This is a genomic window from Sphingobacterium sp. HJSM2_6, assembly GCF_049316305.1.
Lineage (GTDB): Bacteria > Bacteroidota > Bacteroidia > Sphingobacteriales > Sphingobacteriaceae > Sphingobacterium.
In genome coordinates, this window is record NZ_JBMOXB010000001.1 from 381,240 (window position 1) to 403,677 (window position 22,438).

At 36.1% G+C, this 22,438-nt stretch carries 16 protein-coding genes; 15 read left to right on the top strand and 1 reads right to left on the bottom strand.

Annotated features, from left to right (window positions below; all coding sequences use genetic code 11):
• Positions 1-890: 890 nt before the first annotated feature.
• Positions 891-1,886, bottom strand: a complete 996-nt coding sequence (locus tag ACFRAE_RS01600) for an acyl-ACP desaturase (protein WP_422795362.1) — start codon at positions 1,884-1,886, stop codon at positions 891-893.
• 550 nt (positions 1,887-2,436) lie between these two features.
• Here ACFRAE_RS01600 and ACFRAE_RS01605 point away from each other — a divergent pair.
• The 15 genes from ACFRAE_RS01605 (at position 2,437) to mrdA (ending at position 22,438) form a co-directional block, all read left to right on the top strand.
• Complete coding sequence (locus ACFRAE_RS01605; RefSeq protein ID WP_422795363.1) at positions 2,437-2,874, top strand: MarR family winged helix-turn-helix transcriptional regulator; 438 nt, start codon at positions 2,437-2,439, stop codon at positions 2,872-2,874.
• Position 2,875: 1 nt separating this feature from the next.
• Positions 2,876-3,880 (top strand): NAD(P)/FAD-dependent oxidoreductase, encoded by a 1,005-nt coding sequence (locus ACFRAE_RS01610; RefSeq protein ID WP_422795364.1) that lies wholly within the window; start codon positions 2,876-2,878, stop codon positions 3,878-3,880.
• A 1-nt stretch (position 3,881) separates the two neighbouring features.
• Positions 3,882-4,211: a 2Fe-2S iron-sulfur cluster-binding protein gene (locus tag ACFRAE_RS01615; RefSeq protein ID WP_422795365.1), complete on the top strand. Its 330-nt coding sequence runs from the start codon at positions 3,882-3,884 to the stop codon at positions 4,209-4,211.
• 185 nt (positions 4,212-4,396) lie between these two features.
• On the top strand, positions 4,397-5,710 hold the full coding sequence (locus tag ACFRAE_RS01620; RefSeq protein WP_422795366.1) for an NAD(P)/FAD-dependent oxidoreductase: 1,314 nt from the start codon (positions 4,397-4,399) through the stop codon (positions 5,708-5,710).
• A 352-nt stretch (positions 5,711-6,062) separates the two neighbouring features.
• Positions 6,063-6,650 (top strand): RNA polymerase sigma factor, encoded by a 588-nt coding sequence (locus ACFRAE_RS01625; RefSeq protein WP_422795367.1) that lies wholly within the window; start codon positions 6,063-6,065, stop codon positions 6,648-6,650.
• A 60-nt stretch (positions 6,651-6,710) separates the two neighbouring features.
• The gene (locus ACFRAE_RS01630) at positions 6,711-7,715 is read left to right on the top strand and encodes a FecR family protein (protein ID WP_422795368.1); all 1,005 of its coding nucleotides are present in this window, start codon (positions 6,711-6,713) and stop codon (positions 7,713-7,715) included.
• A 264-nt stretch (positions 7,716-7,979) separates the two neighbouring features.
• Positions 7,980-11,306, top strand: a complete 3,327-nt coding sequence (locus tag ACFRAE_RS01635) for a SusC/RagA family TonB-linked outer membrane protein (RefSeq protein ID WP_422795369.1) — start codon at positions 7,980-7,982, stop codon at positions 11,304-11,306.
• Positions 11,307-11,315: 9 nt separating this feature from the next.
• Positions 11,316-12,752: a RagB/SusD family nutrient uptake outer membrane protein gene (locus ACFRAE_RS01640; protein ID WP_422795370.1), complete on the top strand. Its 1,437-nt coding sequence runs from the start codon at positions 11,316-11,318 to the stop codon at positions 12,750-12,752.
• A complete protein-coding gene (locus ACFRAE_RS01645; protein WP_422795371.1) occupies positions 12,742-14,154 on the top strand; it encodes a sulfatase-like hydrolase/transferase in 1,413 nt (470 codons plus the stop codon). The genes ACFRAE_RS01640 and ACFRAE_RS01645 overlap by 11 nt, the downstream gene beginning before the upstream one ends.
• Positions 14,155-14,427: 273 nt before the next feature.
• Positions 14,428-16,095 (top strand): helix-hairpin-helix domain-containing protein, encoded by a 1,668-nt coding sequence (locus ACFRAE_RS01650; RefSeq protein WP_422795372.1) that lies wholly within the window; start codon positions 14,428-14,430, stop codon positions 16,093-16,095.
• Between the two features lie 81 nt (positions 16,096-16,176).
• On the top strand, positions 16,177-17,838 hold the full coding sequence (locus ACFRAE_RS01655; RefSeq protein WP_422795373.1) for a M1 family metallopeptidase: 1,662 nt from the start codon (positions 16,177-16,179) through the stop codon (positions 17,836-17,838).
• Between the two features lie 149 nt (positions 17,839-17,987).
• The gene (locus ACFRAE_RS01660; RefSeq protein WP_422795374.1) at positions 17,988-19,010 is read left to right on the top strand and encodes a rod shape-determining protein; all 1,023 of its coding nucleotides are present in this window, start codon (positions 17,988-17,990) and stop codon (positions 19,008-19,010) included.
• Between the two features lie 79 nt (positions 19,011-19,089).
• Positions 19,090-19,926 (top strand): rod shape-determining protein MreC, encoded by an 837-nt coding sequence (gene mreC, locus ACFRAE_RS01665; protein ID WP_422795375.1) that lies wholly within the window; start codon positions 19,090-19,092, stop codon positions 19,924-19,926.
• The gene (locus ACFRAE_RS01670) at positions 19,919-20,446 is read left to right on the top strand and encodes a rod shape-determining protein MreD (protein ID WP_422795376.1); all 528 of its coding nucleotides are present in this window, start codon (positions 19,919-19,921) and stop codon (positions 20,444-20,446) included. Before mreC ends, ACFRAE_RS01670 begins: the two co-directional genes overlap by 8 nt.
• A gap of 18 nt (positions 20,447-20,464) precedes the next feature.
• Entirely contained in the window at positions 20,465-22,438 is a 1,974-nt protein-coding gene (mrdA, locus tag ACFRAE_RS01675) for a penicillin-binding protein 2 (RefSeq protein WP_422795377.1), read from the top strand.

The following is a 22,438-nucleotide window of genomic DNA, read 5'->3' on the forward strand; positions in this document are numbered from 1 at the left end:
AGTGTAATTATGATCTAATAAAAAACTTGTTAGGTAGGTTTTTTTCGACACTTAAACTTTAACTGGTTCATGTTTAATTCAATTTAATAATATTTAAAATAGTAGTTTATAATCAAGTGTATTTTCTACACCTTAGATTTTTAAAAAAAACATTTTGATCTTACCTCATGGCTTTTAATCAAACACAATTCGTAAAATAAGAATGAATTTTAAAGGTTTATAACAACCAATATATTAATTATTTTTTTAAAAATAAAAACATATAACGTAAATATTTTCAAAATAATTAAAACTATATCAAACTACAACATATTATAGGATTTTATTCAGCATTTTCAGTATAAATTTCTAATGTTAAAAATATTTTACATGAATCAAATTACAATTTTAATTAATTGCTAAAACAATTTAATTAATAAACACAAACCCTTGAAGCATTACAGACTTTTGGCTTACTATAGACTGCACTTTTTCCAAGTTGTGGACTTAGAGGCATTAACAAGAAATGATCCCATTAAAGATTTGTCACAAAATAAGGATAAGAATTACGAACTAAATGAAGTTTAAAACTCATAATCAACAACATATAAACACGGGTTTATCATAGCCGTTAGACTAGCTGGCATACCTTGTGTTTTTATCTTTTATATTCATCCATGGAATAGGCCATTTAGCATGGTTTACAACTACAAATTGAGCTAAACAAACGCTGATTAAACACGCAGTGCTGCAGAGGGAGAAACGACGATGCGATAATCGAATATACTAAGCTTAAAGAAACGGGAGCCAATTATCTGCTAAGCTTATCAAGCTAATCCCGTAATACATCGCGTTGGTAGCAAAAAAAAGGAGCTATTACGCTCCTTTAATTATATTTTTTGGTTAAACCCTTAACCATAGATCCACTTAAAATTGTATTGTTTTTCAGGGATGCTCATCCGGTCCGCCAATCTTAACAGACGATCTGGAAGTCTCATGAGGTAATCTCTTGCTTTTTCACCCTTTTCATTTAAATCAGTCACTTTATCTATTTTCCAATCGGCCAACAGTTCTTTCAAGATGTCGACATAATCCACTGCCGTGTAAACACCAAGACGCTGTGCCGCATCCGAAAAATGCGAAAAGGCCCCACTTTGCGGTTCTCCAGATTCCCGAAGGAAATGCGCAGGCATCACAATTTTCTTTTTCATCATGTCTTCAAAAGCAATCATCACTTCACTAGCATCTACTTTCATCGCTTGAGATATAAACGACATGTACGCTTTTGCATGCCTAGCTTCATCCGAAGCAATCACGCCACACATTTTCGCCAGGAGTTTATCCCCGCTATTTTTAGACAATCCAGCAACGCGACGATGAGAAACATTGGTAGCTAACTCTTGAAAGGAGGTATAGATAAAATTTCGATAAGGATCTGCCCCTGTACCGATATCGAATCCATCTTTAATCAAGTACTGTACGGAAATTTCAAATTGACGCATGTCGATGCGACCTGAAAGGTATAAGTATTTGTTCAAAAGATCACCATGACGATTCTCTTCTGCCGTCCATGCACGAACCCATCTCATCCAGCCCCCTTGTTCATTTTTATCCACATCATCAACCATCGTCAACCAAGACTCATAAGTTGGCAATGCTTCCTCCGTAACGGTATCACCAATTAATACGGCAACTAAATCATAAGGAAGTTCCTTTGCACTTTCCTGAAGATCTCTTACCTCTTCAAAGAAAGTATCTCTAGAAGAATCTGGAAGAAAATCAGCAGGTTGCCACATTTCATCCACAGGTTTTAAATATTCAGACATCTCATTCAGCATGAAAGGTTCTAAATATGTCATCACCTCTTTCCTAGAGCCTTCTGGTATATTTAATGGTAATTCTTGCATAGTACAACAAAGGTAGTAAACTTAAAGTGAATATTGATACTTTAGGAAATTGCAGCATGAAAATCAATCCAGTTAATAACCTATGATTTTTTTCTCCAACATTCATTTACCAAAGGAAGGAGACAAAATAGCAAAAATCAATGTCCCTACCACACAGCACAGGTATCCATAATAAGCAGAATTTCTTAGGGCATGTCCATTTTTTTGCTTAGCCAATATACATTCAGCTAGTCTAGTTCGCGTCAAATTCCCATTCACTAGCTATTCATTCGATACCCCTTTGGATCTTATACGCATTAATACAAGTGAAAACCATTGCATATCCGAGCAAGATCCGAAGAAGATCCAAACAAGAAATGAGCTATTCTTATAAAAACGGAAACAGTAAATTGCTTATTTCAAGACGGTGATTGGCCAAGCATTACGAATAAAATGAAAACAAGCAGGCTTATCCCATGTGCACTTGTTCAACCTGTGAACAATCTTAATTTAATAATTTGGAAAGATGACTAAACTTTTTATAAATTTACTTGTCATACGAATAATTGTTATGCTAATAGAAAAATACAATCACTATTCACAAATCTTGGATCGCACTGCGAGAAGGGTAAAAGCATTTGCACAGACCTCCTTTGCTGCACACGGGATTGATCTCACCGTTGATCAATGGTCAATTCTGAAAACGATCAATGAACAAGGCGCAGTTACGCCTAAAGAACTTGCCGAATTAGTTGAAAAAGACCAACCTACACTTACCCGTATTGTTGACTTATTAATTAAGAAATCCTATGTCGTTCGTGTAATACACCCAACCGATAGAAGAAGTTTACATATACAATTGACAGATTTAGGAAAAGAACAAGTTTGTAGCCTTGCCCCCATTGTATCCACGTTTCGAATGAAAGCCTGGGAAAATTTGACGGAGAAGGATTTCCATGAATTTCAACGGATATTAAATAGAATATATGACAATTTAAACGCAAAATAAGATGATAGAAACCGATATATGTATTATAGGTGCGGGACCTGTAGGTTTATTTGCAGTTTTTGAAGCTGGATTATTAAAAATGAGATGTCATTTAATTGATGCACTCCCGCAAATAGGTGGACAATTATCAGAAATATATCCCCATAAACCCATTTACGATATTCCAGGATACCCTACAATCACCGCACAAGAACTTATAGACAATCAACTTAAACAAATTGAACCCTTCCATCCAAGTTTTACATTAGGAGAGCGTGTGGATCAATTGCACAAGCAAGAAGATGGTTCCTATATAGTCATCAGCGCCGAAGGTACCCAAATACATTGTCAAGTAGTCGTTATAGCAGGAGGTTTAGGATGCTTTGAGCCTAGAAAACCAGAAATAGAAAATTTACTTCAATTTGAGGGCAAAAACGTGCATTATATGGTTAAGAATCCAGAACAATTTCGAGATCAACAGATCGTAATCGCAGGCGGTGGAGATTCCGCCTTAGATTGGACACTCTATCTGAGTGAAATTGCAAGTAAAGTCACTTTAGTACATCGGAACGAAAGTTTTCGAGGAGCACCAGACACTGCTGAGAAAATTTATCATTTAGCACAACAAGGAAAAATTAACTTATTACTTGGGCATCAATTAAAAAGTTTACAAGGGAATGGCAGCTTGCAAGAGATCATCTTGCAGGACAAGGAGAAAAAAGAGCTGTTGGTCAAAAGTGATCATTTTATTCCTTTATACGGATTAAGTCCGAAACTAGGCCCGATTGCAGATTGGAATCTGAGCATTGATAAAAATGCCATTGAAGTCAATACCCAAGACTATTCGACTACGATCGAGCGAATTTATGCCATTGGAGACATCAACACGTATCCTGGCAAATTAAAATTAATTTTATGTGGTTATCATGAGGCTGCATTAATGGTTCAAAGTGCCTTCAAATATGTGTATCCTGAACAGAAATTAAGCTTTAAATACACCACTGTAAACGGAGTAAACGCCTTTTAATATGGATGAAAACATTAAAATCCTGGTAGAAGACCGGGACGGACAAATTCAAGAAGTAGAAGTACCTACCGACATTAATCTAAGCCTCATGGAAATTCTAAAAGCATCGGAATACGATATTTTAGCCACCTGTGGCGGTATGGCCCTATGCGCCACTTGTCATGTAGCAGTTATCGAAGGCTTAGAAACATTAGCAGCGGCATCCGATCAAGAATTAGATATGCTCGACACCTTACCAGATGCTACTGAACATAGTCGGCTTGCCTGTCAGTTGCGATTAAATCAAAACCAAGAGGGATTACACATTCGAATCCTTGGGAATTTAACTTAAGCAAATATAGTGTACTTATAACACTTAGTTAGCAAGCGTTAATCCATTGAAAACAAAACAGATAGGCATGCACAGTAGATTATAAAATCAGATTTGCTAAAATTAATGCAATTAATTGATTAAAAATATCTCAAAATGTCAGATATTTGTACCTTATATTAAAATTCTTATAAAGAGAAAGTATTATGTTACTAAATCGTTCTGAAAGAAACTTTCCAAGAGTCATCGTAATTGGAGCTGGGTTTGGTGGAGTGGAAGTTGCTCGCCAATTGAAAAATAAAGAGTTGGAAGTATTATTGATCGACAGAAACAACTATCATACATTTCAACCTTTGATGTATCAAGTTGCTACTGGAACATTAGCATCAGATTCGATCTCCTTTCCTCTTCGTAAGATGTTTAAAAATCAACAAAATTTCCGCTTTCGTCTTGCAGAAGTATTAAAAATAGATACAGATCAAAAAATTGTACATACTTCGGTTGCCGATTATGATTATGACTATTTAGTTATCGCTACAGGAGCGACAAGCAACTTCTTTGGAAACAAAGAAGTTGAAAAATATGCTTTACCGATGAAAAACATCATTGAAGCATTAAATATTCGGAGTTACTTATTACAAAATTTAGAAGAAGCGGTACTTCGCAAAAATATCTCAGACCGAGAACGTTATTTAAATTTCGTGGTTGTTGGAGGAGGTCCGACTGGCGTAGAATTATCCGGTGCGATTGCAGAAATTCAAAAGCACATGTTGAAAAAAGATTACCCAGAGCTTTCTAGTCATGAGATGAAAGTTTTTTTGGTCGAAGGAACTGGTAAAATATTAGGTGCCTTATCCGATAAATCATCCCGCGATGCAGAACGCTATTTGCAAGAATTAGGCGTTAAAATTATATTAAACACTGTAGTTACGGGCTATGATGGAAATACCGTAACCCTTTCCTCAGGCGAACAAATACCTACGAAAACCGTAATATGGGGAGCTGGGGTAATGGGGCAAATGCCAGAAGGAATTGATCCTGCAACGATAGAACGCGGAAATAGAATTCGTATTGATCAGCAATGTCGTGTAGAAGGAATTCAAGATGTTTATGCCATAGGAGACGTGTCGGCAATGATTTCTGAAGATAATCCACGAGGACTTCCGGGAGTCGCTCCAGTAGCACAACAACAAGGAAAATTCGTTGCTCAACACATTATGAATGTTTTAAATAATGTGGAAAGTAAGGATTTTACTTATTTTGATAAAGGCTCCATGGCTACAGTAGGTAGAAACAGAGCTGTAGTAGATATGGGCAAATTACATTTGAAAGGTTTTATCGCTTGGACTACTTGGATGTTTGTACACTTGGTTTCCATATTTGGCTTCCGAAATCGTCTAGTCACCTTTGTCAATTGGTCAATTAAATTCTTAACAAAAAACTCAGGTATTCGATTAATCATTCATAAATACCAAAGACCTCAAGCAAAAACTTCGGAAACGGAACACGTAAATCCATAGATATACGATATATAAAAAAAAGTCCTGTACATACAGGACTTTTTTTTTGCATTTAATTCGGCCAACAGATTAAATATAATGAACTGTTTACCAAAAACATAAGCCCTAAAAATTACGAATACCATTATATTAACATAAAAAAAGTCGTATAAATTATGTTTTTATTAAAGAAATAAATATTAATTTCAAAAATCAATTTGAATTAAAAACAGATAAACCTAATGGGTGATAAGAATCACTCTAATTAAAAACAAGTTTTAAGGAAGAAAACGATATAATCAGTATTGGTTTTATTTAGTTAATATTGAGTTAATATTGCTTTGTTAATTTTGAGACTACATCATCTATCTACATGAATAATTTTAATATCTATACTTTCACAGATACAGAATTATTATTGCTTTTGGAACAAGAACAACCCGAAGCACTAAAGGAGATTATGCGTCGTTACGAAAATCAAGTGTATCAATCTATTCTAAAATTTACTAAATCTAAAGACATCAGTGCAGAGCTAAGTCAAGATATATTTATTAAACTTTGGGAAATTAGACAACAAGCATCCACCATCAAATCAATTTCAGCTTGGTTATACACTTTATCAAAGAACAATTCGTTAAATTACTTAAAACAACAGCTCGCAAGAAAACAACGAGAGACTAGCTATGCTGATTTATCACCAAGCTGTGTGCAAGGAGAAGATGTAATTGTTCTTAAGGATTATCAGACTGTCTTAAATTCCTTATATGATACCCTGCCTCCCAAACGAAAAGAAATCTTCCTATTAAAGTTAAATGATGGATTGAGCAATGAGGAAATTGCACAAGTATTACAAATTTCTTCCCATACGGTAAAGAATCAACTCAGCAAATCCTATCTTTTCATTCGTAAATTCATAAGCTACCATTTATTCCACCTGTTTTTTCTGACCTTTATTTTATAAAAAATATTTTTTTTACTGTGGAGTAGGAAGGACAGGCATTTAGCTTTGTCATACCTATAGATGAAAATAAATAGGATAAAATACCTGCTACAGCAACATGTGCATCAAAAGCTGACTAAATCTGAATCAGAGGAACTTGAAGAAGGATTAGCAAGTGGAGCACATGATACTGAATTTGAGTCCATATTTCAAGAGGTATGGGAGGAAAATCAGGCAAATAACCTATCAGATGTAGAATCAGACAACCTTAGAATACAACAGGTACTCGAACGAATCGAACCCAAAAGAAGAGTTCGACACCTGCAACCTATGCTATATATTGCTTCCAGCCTATTATTAATTTTTAGTTTCATCAAATGGGGTATCCCTCATCTAAATAATGCAAAGACTACAGAGGAGCAATCCTTAATTACCCAAACCATTTCGATTCCCTATGGCGAAAAGAAGAAGATCGCATTGCCCGATAGCACCATTGTTTTTTTAAATAGTGGTACAACGATCAGCTATTCAAGCGATTTTAATCAAAAACTACGGGAAGTAAACTTGAAGGGTGAGGCCTTTTTTGAAGTCAAAAAAGATACTTCTAAACCTTTTCGTATCCATATTAAAGACAGCTACATCGAGGTATTAGGGACTTCCTTTAATGTTAAATCATATCCTAACGACTTGAACCTGGCAGTGACGGTTAATACGGGAAAAGTAGAGGTTGGAAAAATGGACATGAACTTGCAAAAAGAAGAGATTTTAGGTGTTTTAACCCAAAAAAAACGAATGATTTATGAATTTTCCAATCATAATATTCAAATAGATAGTTTGGAAAATGCAATCGTATTGATGAACTGGAAAGAACAAATCATCAGCTTTGAAAATCAAAAACTTGCGGAAATAGCGCTTGTTTTAGAACGATGGTACAACGTTGAATTTTCTTTTAAAACGGATGAAAGCAAAGACAAACGATATTCTGGAGAGTTCAATAATCTACCATTAAAAAAGCTGTTGGAAATATTGGCACTTTCAAATTCCTTCAAGTATCGAATAGAACAGAAAAAAATAATAATTGATTAAGCATACCGATATGATAAAATAGTGAAAAAATAACCTTCGTATATAATTACGAAAAAAGGTTTTCAGCAAAGTGCTGAAAACCAGTTAGGATTATTGATGTCAAGAGTCTGGTAAACGAAAAACATCAATCATCAAATTAACAAGTTATAAAAACCGATTAATTGATTTACAAAAATAATGAAAAGAACTATACAAATCTTTCTCAAGTATCTTATTATGACTTTTAGATATAGTACACTGATTGCAATAATAATCAGTTTGAGTATGTCGATTTTATACGGGAATCCTAGTAATGCGCAGGTATTAGAGGATCAGGTTTCCGTAGACATGAAGCAACAAACATTAAAACAAGTTCTCAAAGAAATCGAGAACCAAGTACGTTTTCGCTTTGTGTACAGCGATCAAAAACTAACGTTAGATCAACGCTTAACAATTTCTAAAACCAGTAATCTATCCGAAATGCTGGATCATTTAGAAAAAACAACACCCTCAAAATTTAAAGTGGTTGGAAATAACATCGTTGTTACTTACCAATCCTTACAGACTCCAGGAATTTTACAAAGTAAAATTGTGGACCAATTGGGCAATCCATTAGTCGGAGCTACGATAGAAGTCACGGAAACGGGAAAAAGCTATACAACAGATTCCAAAGGAGAAGTTGCTATTTCGTTATCTCCTGGAAAGTACACGGTAAAAGTGACTTATTTAGCTTATGAAACGCAGCAAAAAACCGGAATAGAAATTTTTGCAGGTAAAAATAGCCCTTTACGTATCAACATGGTAGAATCATCCGATGCGTTAAGTGAGATTGTCGTAATCGGTTATGGTACCATCAAAAGAAGTGACCTGACAGGATCTGTTACGGATATAGATGCCGAGAAATTGAAAGATCAACCAACGGCATCCATTGATCAACAATTGGTAGGACGAGTTGCAGGTATGCAAGTCAGCCAAACATCGGGCGCGCCAGGAGCAGGAACATCCATTAAAATTCGTGGTAACGGCTCTTTGGGAGCAGGAAATGATCCATTATATGTTATTGATGGGATGCCTTATGCTTCAGAATCAAGCCAAGACAACAACCCCTTAAACTTTATAAATCCTTCGGATATTGCGAATATTTCCGTGTTGAAAGATGCCTCTTCTACTGCCATCTATGGTTCTAGAGGTGCCAATGGGGTTATTATCATTACCACAAAAAATGCGGGAAAAGAGAAAAATGAATTGAATGTTTCTAGTTATGTTGGTTTAAATCAAATTCCTCAAGCAGGAAGACCAGAAATGATGAATGCACAAGAATTCACCATTTTCCAACGGGATCGTATCACGACGACTTTTAGAAACCGATTTAATAGAAATCCTGAAGAAACTGATTTTCCAGAGGCTTATCGTAATGTAGAAAGCATTGGCGAAGGAACAAATTGGTATGATTTGATTTTGCGTGATGCTATTGTACAAAACTATACTGCAGACATTCAGAAGTCTGTAGATAATTCGAAGTTCTTTTTGGGCTTAGGTTATTTTAATCAAGAAGGAGCCATTTACAATTCAGGATTAGAACGTGTTTCTGCCAACTTCAATTATGTTTTTGATTTCAAGGACAAAATTCAAATTGCGGCATCTTTAAGACCTTCTTACATCATGCAGGACCGTGTAGAAAGTGGAGTGGACCGTGCAGATCCATTAAGTATTGCCTTATGGGCAGCACCCATTGTAGATCCATACGATGAGCAAGGGAACTTAATTCCATATTTCAGTATGCCGACTTCGTCCTATGCATCTTCACCATGGGGATTTCCAAATCCTTTATATATGTTGGAAAATACGAGCAGGAAATATACTGAATTAAGAAATCTTGGAAACATTTCCTTTCAATGGAAAATAACTGACGATTTACGATTCAAAACGGCCTTAAGTACCGTATATAATACCGGCAATTTTAATTCTTATATTCCAAGTACTGTTGGTTCGGCCAATGCTGCACCTCGCGATGCCTCAGGTATGGCTGGAAGAACAAGAAACAATGGTTTTAACTGGTTGGTAGAAAACACGCTAAACTACAATAAGGTGTTTGGAAATCACGAAATTTCTGCCATGGCGGGTTATACCTTGCAAAAAAGCACTGCTAGGTCACTAAACCTAAATGCAGGTCCATATCCTAACGATTTAATTGAAACGATTAATGCAGCACCTGGCGTAACATCTTGGAATGAAGGAGTCAGCGAATGGAGCATGATCTCGTATTTAAGCCGTGCAAACTATACGTTCAACAAGAAATACTTATTTACTGCAACGTTAAGAAGCGATGGTTCTTCAAGATTTGGTACTGAGAACAGATTTGCCCTATTCCCTTCCGCTGCAGTAGCTTGGAAAATTTCGGATGAAGATTTCTTAAAAGACATACAAAGCATTGATCAATTAAAAATTCGTGCCAGTTATGGTAAAAACGGAAATAACAACATTGGTAATTATACCCACCTTGCTTCCGTAAACCCTACACAATATGTTTTTAATAATAAAACATCTTCTGCAGCTACCATTAGCTTATCCAATCCATTTTTAGGATGGGAAGAATCTGAACAAATCGATATGGGACTGGATTTAAGTTTATGGAGAAACAGGGTCACCTTTACAGCAGATTTATACCGGAAACGTAGCGTTAAAATGTTATTAAACGATTACATTCCGACCATTTCTGGATTTTCCAATCAACTGGTAAACAAGGGTAATGTAGAAAATAAAGGGATAGAATTTGCCGTAGATGCAACCCCAGTAGCTGGCGATTTAACATGGACTGTCGGAGCAAATATTTCCTTCAATAGAAATAAAATTCTTTCTGTAAATGAAAATGCAGATTATATCCTTTCTGGAAATGTAGATGGTAGAGCAACGAATATATCAGAAGTTGGAAAACCTATTGGTATGTTTTATGGGTTTATTTTAGATGGCGTTTATTCAACGGCAGATCTAACCAATCCAGATGTGGCTAAATATCCAGGAACAGTTGCAGGATATCCAAAATACCGTGATCTAAATGGTGATGGTATCGTTCAAGAGATCCAAGATTATACCGCATTAGGAAGTCCACATCCAGACTTTATTTATGGATTCAACAGTACTTTAAAATATAAAAACTTTGACTTTTCCATCAGTGCTTCTGGTAGACAAGGTGGATATATCGTGAATGGAATACGCCAAACGATTGACAACATGCAAGGTTTATTTAATGTAGGAAAAGAATGGGCAAATCGATGGAGAGGTGATGATAACCCAGGTGATGGAATACATGCTGCAGGTCCTCAAATTGTGCATCGTGTCAATTCATTGTGGTTAGAGAATGCTTCTTATTTCCGAATTAACAATTTAACAGCTGGATATGTTCTTCCGCAAACTATTTTCCGTGGATCTGAAGTCTTTAAACGACTTAGATTTTATGGAAGTATACAGAATTTGCTGACAGTTACGAAATACAAAGGTGCGAATCCAGAAGGACAAGCAAAAAATGTGGATAGTACCTTGTCACCAGGATATGATGCAAACTCCTACCCTATTCCACGCACATTTACTATTGGTTTGAACGTTAAATTTTAATAATCCGACATGAAAAAAATATTTTATCCAATCATAGCCTTGTTATTAAGTTCTTGTTCCAATGATTTTTTGAACTTATATCCAGAAACAAGCTTAAATGAATCCAATTACTATAAAACAGATGCTGAATTTGTTTCATTAGTAAACGGGAGTTACATTCCAATGCGGAATTTAGCAAAAACGGTACAATGGGATGTATCTGAAATAAAATCCGACAACATGGATTTGCAACCAAGTAATACGAATATTGAACAGAGTAGAAATGACAATTTCCTTATGAGTTCAGCAAGTATCGTACATAAAAGCTTGTGGGATAACTCTTATAAAGGAATTTACTATGTAAACAAAACATTAGGAGCTATGGCCAGTACAGGCTATGTTTGGACTAATGAAAATTTAAAAGCTCGTTCCTTAGGAGAATTACATTTTTTGAGGGCATTGTATTATTTTGATTTGGTAAGGCAGTTTGGTGGCGTTCCTTTAGTTGTTACCGCCATTAACAGTCAAGAGGCCGTAGGCGTAAAACGCTCCAGTATAGAGGAAGTGTATACCCAAATTATTTCAGACTTAACCTTATCTACCGATAATTTTGCTAATGCTGGTGACACACACGAAAATGGACGTGCCAGTTTAACTGCAGCAAACGGACTATTAGGTAAAGTTTACTTAACAAAAAAGGATTATACCAATGCTGAAAAGCATTTGAAAACTGTAATTAATTCAGGTAAACATGCGTTGTTAACCAATTATGCAGATGTATTTAACCCTGGTAAGAAAGATTACGTAGAGACGTTATTTTCAGTACAATTTTCTGAAACATTGGCCGAATTAGCCAATACCTTTATATTCTTCAATGCCCCTTCCACGTCCAAAGGAGACGTTACAGGAAGACCTGCTGTGAATCTATCTGTAAACATTGCGATCAAACCCAGCAATGATTTACTTAATGCCTTTAGTCCAAACGATGCAAGATATGCTGTATCTATCGGAAAATGGACTGGACCAGACGCGAAAAACGTAGTCACAGATTTCTTTTATTGCAACAAATATAAAGGACCTCAAAACGCAATTTTAGGATGGAGTGGAGATAATTTTCCCATCTTAAGATATTCCGATATATTACTGATGTACGCTGAAAGTTTAAATGAATTAAACAAAACCTCAGAAGCTATTCCATACGTAGAATTGGTTAGAAAAAGAGCGGGTTTAATCGATGACATCAGTGGATTAGGAAAAACGGAATTAACCAGCTTGATTGAAAAAGAAAGAAGGTTAGAATTTTGTTTTGAAAATCAACGCTGGTATGATTTAATACGTACCAATCGTGCGGTTCCTGTGATGCGGGCTTTAGGTAAAACAATAGAAAATTACCATATGTTATCCCCAATTCCAGGCGATCAAGTATTAATAAATAAAATTGACCAAAATGAAGGATATGGCTTATAATCAATTGCTCTATAGCAAATTGATTAAAATCGGTCCAATTATACCTATAGTCATTTGGATAGTTATGGGTATGTCTTGTGCGAAAGCAACAACTAGCAAACAAGAACCCATAACTAACAAAGCAACGATGAATGTACTCCTGATCATTGGTGAGAGCCATCGTGCTGATGCCTTAGGCGTTGCCGGCAATACATTTATTCAAACACCGCATATTGATTTATTAGCCAAGCAAGGTGTTTATTTCAAAAACGCACATGTGACTACAGCGATATGCTCGGTAAGTAGAGCCAGTATATTAAGTGGGCAGCATCGTGCTAGACATGGTATTAACGATTTTGTCACAGGCTTTACAGCAAATTCTTTTAAACAAACCCTTCCTTTACAATTAAAGGAAAATGGGTATAGATTGGCATGGATTGGATCTTATGGCGTGGGTACAGCTCCAAATACGGAGGCTTTTGACTTATGGGCACCGAAAATTCCTTGGAATGAAAACGGGCTCCATAATACCGATAATATCACCGCAAAAGCGACCCAATGGATTCAAAATTACCAAGCAAAAGATCCTTTCTTTATGCAACTTAATTTTAATTCGGCTCATGAAATAGATCCTACAGCCACTAAACCTGCCCATTATTTAATACAAGAGCGTTTTAAAAACTTGTATAGCGATATTACCATCCCTACCGCAGCATCTTCCGATCCTGCGGTTTGGAAAAGTTTTCCGCCATTTTTTCAAAATGAGGACAACATCGCTAGGAAAAGGTGGCTTGGTTTTTTTTCTAATGAAGAATTGTTTCAGAAAAACAGCAAAGATTATTATCGTTCATTAACTGGTGTAGATGAGGCTGTAGGGAAATTGATTGCTAAACTAAAAGAAAAGAATTTAGATCAAAATACCATCATTATTTATACCAGCGATCATGGATTTTCATTAGGTGAACATGGAATTATGGGAAAATGGAATGCTTTTAAAGAAAGTACCCATGTACCTCTAATTATATATCATCCACAAGAGTCCAGTTTAAAAGGACTAGTAAATGAAAACAGTTTTGCTTTAAACATTGATATCGCTCCTACTATTTTAGGAATGTTGAAAGCTAAGATTCCGACAGGAATGCAAGGTGTCAATTTAATGGACATGATTTCAGGTAAAATAGCAAATAGGGATCGATTCTTTTATGAACATCAGGTTATTGGATCACCAGGATTACCTCAATCAGAGGCTTTAATAACCAAAGATTATAAGTACATCAAATTCATAGAGCACAATTATGAAATACTATATGATTTGAAAAATGATCCCGATGAAATAAAGAACGAAATCGATAATCCTCAATACGCTAATGTACTTCAAGATTTGAGAAAAACTTATCTAGCAGAAAGACAAAGCGCAAGATAATCAAGATTTTTTTCATTGAAATGGGGCATAAACATTCTAGGTTTATGCCCCATTTATTTTTTCAACTATAAATCTTTTAGGCTTCCAAGTAGCCATGGCTTCGTAAAAAGCAGCATCAAAATAATAAACAGTAGTAATCTCGCCTTCAAGAAGGAGCTTCTGCTGTAAAAGGATCCCTTTTGAAAAAGAAAGAAAAGCGTTTAGTAATTTTTAAATACAAGGGAATACTTCCTCAAGATTTGTAATTTTGAGGATTCACAAGGATAATTGAACATGACAAATAAAGAGATAGCGAGTATATTTAAATTGTGTGGCCAATTGATGGAGCTACATCAAGAAAACGCATTTCGTACCAAAGCAATAGCAGGTGCGGCATTCCGAATAGACAAACTCCCCTTTAAGGCAGCAGATTCCAATTTGGAAGCATTGAGTGAACAACCCGCTGTGGGAAAAAGCACTGCAGAAAAGATCATGCAAGTTATTCAAACTGGAACTTTTCCAGAATTGGAAAGATTAAAAGACAAAACGCCCGAAGGGATCATTGACCTATTAAAAATTAAAGGGTTAGGCCCTAAAAAAGTACAAATAATCTGGCAGGACTTACACATTGAATCTGTTGGTGAATTGTATTATGCCTGTAATGAAAACCGCTTGATTGAAGCGAAAGGATTTGGATTAAAGACACAAGAGGATATTAAAAAAGCGATTGAATTTTCCATTGCAAATCAAGGTTGGATTTTATATGCAAAGACAAAACCTGCAGCAGAAGCGGTCATGGATAGCTTAGAAAAAGCTTTCCCCTTAGCTAAAAAAAGTTTCACAGGCGATTACCGTCGGAAATCAGAAGTATTGCAACAGGTTCATATCCTTATTTCTGGAAATAAGGATGAATTCGAATCGAATTTACATGCGTTAGATTTTGAAATCGAAGTAGAACTATCCCAAGACTTTATACGCTTTAAAGATCAATTCGGTATTCCCTTTCAAATCAACTTTACAAGTGTTGAATCATTTTACAAGAACCTGTTGTTAAGCACCGGTTCAGAGACTCATATTCAACAAATTCAAGCATTGGGCACTATCGAAAATTTAAGCTCCGAAGAAGCGATTTACCAATCGTTTGGTTTAGCTTATATTGAGCCTGAACTACGAGAAGGATTTGGAGAGATTGAAAAAGCATCATTAAATACCCTCCCTACTTTAATCAACTATGAGGATCTTCAAGGAAGTCTTCATAACCACTCGACTTATAGCGATGGCGTACACAGTTTAAAAGATATGGCCATATACTGCAAAGAGGAATTAAAATTAACCTATTTAGGGATTTGTGATCACTCCAAAACAGCTGTTTATGCAAATGGACTAAGCGTTGAACGATTGGAACAACAATGGTTGGAAATCGACCAACTGAATCAAAGTTTAGCACCATTTAAGATTTTTAAAGGGATAGAATCTGATATTTTAAGCGATGGATCACTCGATTATGCAGATGAAATACTAGAAAAATTTGATTTCGTGGTTGCCTCCATACATGCTAACTTAAAAATGCAAGAAGACAAGGCAACGGAACGCCTAATAAAAGCTATTGAAAACCCGTATACCAGTATTTTGGGACATCCTACAGGCCGACTATTGCTGTCCAGATCGGGCTATCCCATTGACTTCAAGAAGGTCATCGACGCTTGTGCAGCAAATCAAGTTGTCATCGAAATCAATGCCAATCCTTTACGATTGGATTTGGATTGGAGATGGCATCAATATGCTTTGGAACAAGGAGTATTACTATCCATAAATCCTGATGCTCACCGTAAAGAAGGATTTTTGGATATGGAATACGGCGTTTATGTAGCTCGAAAAGGCGGTTTGAATAAGGAAAAATGCTTAAATGCTTTCAGCCTTGATGAAATAACACAATATTTCAATTCCAGAAAAAAACAATAATATATTACCTTAAACTAAAATTTAGATATTTTAGAGGACTATTCCATGTTTCATTATTTTGGTTATATAACTGTTAAATCCATGAGTAAATTTTGCTTTACATTGCTTTCTGCAATATTTCTATTTTTTAGTCATACCGCTTCCGCACAATTGATGAAAGCAAAAGAGCTTTATAATCGAGCCGATTCACTTCGTGGACAGTTGACTCCGTTACGGACTTGTTATGATATAAAATACTATCATCTAGATGTGAAAGTAGACATCGATCAAAAATTCATAGCGGGTAGTAATTTATTTAAATTCCAAGTCGTAGAACGGTTTAATAAATTGCAATTTGATTTATTTGATAACCTATCCGTAGATCGCGTAACATATCAGGGTAAGGAGATTCCATTTAGTCGGGAATATAATGCGGTATTTATCACCTTTCCTCAATACTTAGAAAAGGGAAAAATAGATAGCTTCAAAGTAGAATATTCAGGTAATCCAGTGCAAGCCACGCGTGCTCCATGGGATGGTGGTTTTGATTGGAAAAAAGATAGCCAAGGGAAACCATGGGTAGCTACGGCATGTCAGGGTTTAGGAGCGAGTGTGTGGTGGCCCAACAAGGATCATTTATCGGATGAGGTAGACAGCATGCTCATTTCTGTTGCAGTACCAAATGGGGTAATGAATGTTTCCAATGGTCGTTTAATAAAAACAGAAAAGCTAAAAAACAACTACAGCAAATACCATTGGAAGGTTGATAACCCCATAAACAATTATAATGTTGCGTTAAATATTGGCGATTATGCGCATTTCAAAGAAACCTATCTTGGAGAAAAAGGCAATTTGGCCTTGGACTACTATGTGTTAAAAGAAAATGCTTCCAAAATTGAACATCTAAAGAAAAATGCAAAAGAAACCCTGAAAGCATTGGAACATTGGTTTGGACCATACCCATTTTATGAAGATGGCTATAAACTGGTGGAAACAGCTCACCTAGGTATGGAGCATCAAAGTGCGATAGCCTATGGCAATAAATACATGAATGGGTATTTAGGGCGGGATGGTTCTGGCACTGGATGGGGAATGAAGTGGGACTTTATCGTTGTCCATGAATCTGGACATGAATGGTTTGGTAACAATATAACCGCAAAAGATTTAGCAGACATGTGGATCCATGAGAGTTTTACGAATTATTCAGAAGCCTTATTTATCGATTATTTTTATGGCAAGGAAGCCAGTCAAGCCTATGTGAATGGAAACCGTAAAGGAATTGCCAATGATCTCCCGCTGCAAGGCCCTTACGGGGTAAATAAAGAAGGTTCTGGAGATATGTATAACAAAGGTGGAGTCTTCCATAATATGATCCGAACGATGTTGGATGATGATGACAAATGGCGCTCCATATTACGCGGGCTAAACAAACAATTTTACCATCAAACAGTAGATTATCAAGATATTTTAACGTACATGAATCAGGAAACTGGGATCAAATTAGATAAGGCATTTGAACAATATATTCAGCATAAAAGTATTCCTACTTTAGAGGTGATCGAGGTCAGGCCATCAACCTTTATGATCCGATGGATTTCTGAAGTGAAAGGATTCACAATGCCCGTACATATTTTTGATAAAGACGGTAAAAAAATACGCATCGAACCAAAGTCAAATTTTCAATCTTACAAAATAGAAGGCCTGACTAAAGCAAGCTTTAAAGTAGACACTTTCAATTATTATATAGGGGTTTCTATACAATAAAATCCGCTTAAAATCGTTAGCAATACCATATCTAAAAAAATAAAATTTTTACTTGTTAAAAAAAGATTTTTATCTAGGAGTATTCCTTATAAAACCATTTTTTTTCATTAGGTTTGCATTTAAAATTTAATTTATATTTTCACATCCAAATGGGGCTTTTTAATTGGTTTACGCAAGAAGTTGCTATAGACTTGGGAACAGCTAACACCCTAATCATTCACAATGATAAAGTAGTAGTTGATGAACCATCCATTGTAGCATTCGATAGGACGACAAATAAGGTAATTGCTATCGGTCGTCAGGCTATGCAAATGGAGGGTAAAACACATGATAATATCAAAACAGTTCGCCCATTGCGTGATGGAGTAATTGCAGATTTTACAGCTGCAGAGCACCTCATCCGAGGCATGGTGAAATTGATAAACAAAGGTAAATCATGGTTTTTTCCTTCTTTACGTATGGTGGTTTGTATTCCTTCAGGAATTACGGAGGTTGAAAAAAGAGCTGTACGGGATTCAGCAGAAATTGCAGGTGCGAAGGAGGTGTATTTAATCCACGAACCTATGGCTGCTGCAGTTGGTATAGGGATCGATGTAGAAGAACCTGTAGGAAACATGATTATTGATATTGGTGGAGGTACGACTGAAATTGCAGTAATTGCCTTATCAGGTATCGTATGCGATCAATCCATTCGTGTAGCAGGGGATAATTTTGACTCTGACATTGTCCAATATATTCGTAGACAGCATAACATCATGATTGGTGATCGTACGGCTGAGAAAATCAAAATTGAAGTTGGTGCCGCATTACCAGAATTAAGCGATCCACCTCAAGATTTCGCTGTTCAAGGACGTGATCTAATGACAGGTATTCCTAAACAAATCACGGTTTCGTATACCGAGATAGCACATTGTTTGGATAAGTCAATTTCAAAAATTGAAGAAGCTATCTTAAAAGCTTTAGAAATTACCCCACCAGAGTTATCTGCAGACATCTACCAAACAGGTATTTATTTAACTGGAGGAGGAGCATTATTGAGAGGTTTAGACAAACGTATTCAAGCAAAAACAAAGTTACCAGTTCATGTCGCCGAAGATCCATTACGTGCTGTAGTACGTGGAACTGGAATTGCCTTAAAAAATATTGGAAGATTCAAGTTTTTAATGCAATAATCAACATATAAATGTATTCTATACGCGATATAATGTAATACCTTATGTTATATCGCGTACTTATTAACAGCGAACAACGATGAAAAACCTTTGGCTATTCTTGGTAAGATATAATGCCTTTTTTTGGTTTATTCTATTTTTTATTATTTCGCTCTTGTTAGTTGTTCAGCATAATCGTTTTCAACGATCAACTTACTTAAATTCTTCTCATGTTGTCGTAGGATCCTTTTACAGTAAATTGAATTCTTGGAAAAGCTACCTTTCCTTAGACGAGACTAATAAAAATTTAGCTCAGGAAAATGCACAACTTAGGCAACAGCTACAAGCTTTCTTATTGAAAGATAGTAATAACCACGTCGAACTCATCGATTCCATAGCGCTAAATCGCTATCAATTTACGGTTGCTGAAGTGGTTAACAATAGTGTTCACCAAAAAAGCAATTTTATAACCATCAATAAGGGCTCAAAAGACGGTGTAGAATCTGGTTTAGGCGTAATCACTTCGACTGGCGTGGTTGGGATGGTGCTGCATGTTTCTGAACATTTCAGTACAATCCAATCCTTATTGCATCCAGATACCCGGATATCGGTAACCTTGGACACGACTAATGTATTTGGCTCCTTAGTCTGGGGAAATAATGTAGATCCCCGATTTGCCCTAGTTCGCGATATTCCAAATCATTTAAAAGTAGAAAAAGGTCAAAAAATATATACCTCTGGTTTTTCTTTATTTCCAAAAGGAATCGAAATCGGCAAGGTTGAGGAAACGGGCATCACTTCAGGAGAGAGTTTTCTAGATATTAAAATTAAATTGAACACCAATTTTAGCAATTTAAACCATGTTTATGTGGTCAAAGATTTATTGGAGTTAGAAAAAAACAAATTGGAAGAAATAACAAACGACAACAATGGGTAGAATAATCATATACAACCTTCTTCGCTTTGTTATTTTTATAGCCCTCCAAGTGGTCTTGTTTAAAAATATTGGATACTATAATCTAGCTAGTCCATTCCCTTACATCTTAATTTTATTTTTACTACCCATTAATACGCCCAATTTTCTATTGTATGTTTTTGCATTCCTTACTGGAATTTGTGTAGATGCATTTTACGATTCCTTAGGGGTACATGCCGCGGCTTGTGTAGGATTGATTTGGTTTAGAATATTTTTTCATACCATTACGCTGGATGTTGATATCCGAGGAACCTCTGAAACTCCCTCCTTGGGTAATATGGGCCTTAAGTGGTTTCTGCCATACATTTCCATCGGCACCTTGATTCATCATCTGATCTTGATCCATGTGGAATATTTTAGTTTCGCAAATTATTTAAACACCTTGTTAAGTATATTATTAAGTAGTATTTTTACTATATTGTTAATTATGTTAATCAGCCTATTAATATATAAGAGAAAATCAAGGTTACTGGGTAATTAATCTGGAATTCATATATTCATGAACAATAGTTTTTTTAATCGCAAGTTTGTTATTCAAGGTATTTTCATTGCAATAGCCTTAGTTATTGTGGCTCGCCTATTCTATATGCAAGTTATCGATGACAAGTACCTGCTATCTGCGAATAACAATGTGATGCGGAAAGTTATTGTGTATCCAGCAAGAGGGGTCATCTTAGATCGAAATGGAAAAGTCTTGGTACAAAACGAGCCGGTTTATGATTTGATGGTAACGCCACGCGAAGTAAAAGATATTGACACCTTGTTTTTTTGTGATCTAATAGGCATCGATAAAGCAGATTTCATTAAAAGAATTCAAAAAGCTAGAGCACATTCCCCGTATCGAGCTTCTGACTTTATGAAGCAATTATCCGCTACAACCTATGCGCGTTTACAGGAGCATTTGTTTAAGTTTCGTGGGTTCTATGTCCAAAACAGAACGGTAAGAAATTACCCAGACAGTATAGCTTCCCAGTTTTTAGGTTATATTCAAGAGGTAAACGATCGAGATATTACGCGATCCAATGGTTTCTACAGACCTGGGGATTACATAGGTGCTTCTGGAGTTGAACGATCTTATGAAGAACTCCTACGCGGAAAACGAGGCGTAAAAAACATGATGGTCGATGCGCTAAATAGACCGCAAGGTCGATTTATGGAAGGTAAGTACGATACATTAGCCGTAACTGGGGATGGATTAGTATCCTCCTTAGACAAAGAATTGCAAATGCTAGGAGAACAATTAATGAAGAATAAATTGGGCTCAATTGTAGCAATAGAACCTTCCACGGGAGAAATTCTCACCTTTGTTAGTAGTCCATCTTACAATCCAAACTTAATGGTTGGGCGGGAGAAAGGCAATAATTACATGAAAATGTTGAATGACGAAACCAAACCTATGTTTGTTCGTCCCATACAGGCCTCCTACCCTCCAGGTTCCGTCTTTAAAGTAGTAGCAGCCTTAACCGCGCAACAAGCCAATGTAATTAATGAACAGACGGTGTTCTTTTGTCCCGGCGGATATCGTTATGGAGGCGGTAGAGCCATCATGCGCTGTACACATGTGGATGGTTCCACTGGATTAATAAAATCCATCAAAATGTCTTGCAACACGTATTATGGACATGTATTTGCTAAAATGATCGATGGCCGAGGAATGGCAAGCCATGAAGCTTATGATCTTTGGCGTGAAGGTTTATTAAAATTTGGATTGGGCACCAAATTAGGTATTGACCTACCTGGTGAAAAACCAGGGCTTGTTCCTACTTCAGATTTTTACACACGCCGGTATAAGAGCAATAAATGGCGCTCTGGATACAATATTTCCTTATCTATTGGGCAAGATGCCATGGGTATAACCCCATTGCAAATGGCAAATATTATGGCAATTGTTGCCAACAGAGGATTTTATTTTCGGCCACATTTAATTAAGGCAATTGGCGATCAGAAAATCGTTAAGGAGGAGTTTACGGAAAAAGTATTTGCAGGAGTTGACGCTAAATTTTACGAACCGGTTATTGAAGGTATGAGCCAAGCGGTGAATCAAGGAGGAACAGGTGCAGCATCCCGGATTAATGGGATAGAAATGTGTGGTAAAACAGGAACTGTACAAAACCCTCATGGCGATAATCACGCCGTATTCTTTGCTTTTGCCCCTCGTGAAAATCCAAAAATTGCCATCGCTGTATTTGTTGAAAATGCGGGGTATGGAGGTACTTGGGCAGCACCAATTGCGAGTATGTTGGTAGAAAAATATTTAAAAGACACCATTACTTTACCTAAGCATATACAGGATCGTATTTATAATGGTAGTTTATTACCAAAACCTAAAAAGGTTATTAAAAAAGAAGAAACGATAAAAAAAGACAGCAGTTCAGCCGTTGAAAAAAAGGTTTTACAATCTACAGCCCTAGATCCTAAGCGAAAAGAGCCGTCCAGCAGTTTATTAGTACATCATAGCCAAGTAAGAAGATAA